The sequence below is a fragment of the Streptomyces sp. NPDC054841 genome, assembly GCF_053611045.1.
Genome location: NZ_JBSGZO010000915.1, coordinates 1 through 1271 on the forward strand (window position 1 = coordinate 1; position 1271 = coordinate 1271).

Below are 1271 nucleotides of genomic sequence, written 5' to 3' on the forward strand. Positions count from 1 at the left end.
GGACAAGATCGGGGGTCTTGTCCGGCCCCGCTTCACGTCCGGATTCCGGGGCCTCGCTCGCCCGGGACCGAGAGACCCGGGTCCGTCCCGCCGCCGCGGGGGTGTCCGGCACCCCCGCGTACCCGCTACGCCGCTTCGCTCGTCGCGGGCATCCGGCGGCAGCGGCCCGCCGCCGCGGCCGCGAGCCGGCCGAGCGCCTCGTCCTTGCCGCAGGGGTGGGCGCCGAGGGCTGCCTGACGGGCCACGATGCCGCGCTCGGCGCGCATCAGGCGCCAGCCGCGCCGCATCAGGAAGGCGACGGACTTCCGGCCTTCGCGCAGATCACGGAGGAACCGGCGGCGGAAGGTGGTCGAGGGGCGGCCGCGCAGGCACAGTGCGTCGGCGAGCACGCCGAGCTCCTGGCAGCGGCTCACGATGTCGGCGGCGAAGATGCCCTCGGCGACGAACAGCGGGGTGCGGTCGATGTCGAGGGTTTCCCGGCCCGTCCGGGAGCTGGTGGCGATGTCGTACACGGGTACGGTCGTCCGTCCCGTGCGGCACAGCTCCGTGACGGCCGCGACCGCGGCGTCGGCGTCCCAGGAGCCGGGGGAGTCCCAGTCGATGTCCGCGCTGTCGGGGATCAGCGGGAGGGTGGGGTCGTCGCCCTCCTTGTAGAAGTCGTCGAGGCGCAGCACCGGGAGGCCGGAGCGGGCGGCGAGGGACGACTTTCCGGACCCGGAGGGCCCGGCGAGCAGGACGACGCGCGTCGGCAGGGGTTGGGAACTCACGGGACACCAGTGTGAGGCATTGACCCGTGCAGGGGACCCCCGGGTAGTCCGGTTGGTATCCAGCATCACAGGAGAACTACGCTGCGTGCTCACCCGATTACTCGTCAGACGGGATTCTCATGGCACGTCACAAATTGCTCAGGACTGCCGGTCTCACCATCACGGCGGTGGGCGCGGCGCTCGGCGGTGGTGCCGGCGCGGCTCAGGCGGCGTCGGTGGGCGACGTCGAACCGGCGGCGTCCGCGCAGGCCCTGGCGGACACGGTCGGCTACGTGAGCGCGCCGGTCCAGCACATTCCGCTGAATCCGCTCGCGAACACGGGAGTTGATCCGCTCAACAACGGCGTCGGCACCCAGGTCGCCGACTTCCAGTCGGTCGACTCCCGGTCACTCACCGGCTCCCTGGCGACCGCGCAGGACATCCCGGTCGCCGGTCCGCTGCTGGGCGGTCTCATCCCGGGGTGAGCGGGCCCACCACATGGCGACGGGCCCGCGGGGAGCTCCC

2 protein-coding genes are annotated in these 1271 nt (G+C 72.9%); one reads left to right on the forward strand and one right to left on the reverse strand.

What is annotated here, in order from left to right; translation table 11 throughout:
- Nucleotides 1-125: 125 nt before the first annotated feature.
- Entirely contained in the window at nucleotides 126-833 is a 708-nt protein-coding gene (locus ACWGI8_RS44410) for a uridine kinase (RefSeq protein WP_453669327.1), read from the reverse strand.
- Nucleotides 834-886: 53 nt separating this feature from the next.
- Here ACWGI8_RS44410 and ACWGI8_RS44415 point away from each other — a divergent pair, with 53 nt between their 5' ends.
- The gene (locus tag ACWGI8_RS44415; protein ID WP_453669328.1) at nucleotides 887-1231 is read left to right on the forward strand and encodes a hypothetical protein; all 345 of its coding nucleotides are present in this window, start codon (nucleotides 887-889) and stop codon (nucleotides 1229-1231) included.
- The last annotated feature ends 40 nt before the right edge of the window (nucleotides 1232-1271 follow it).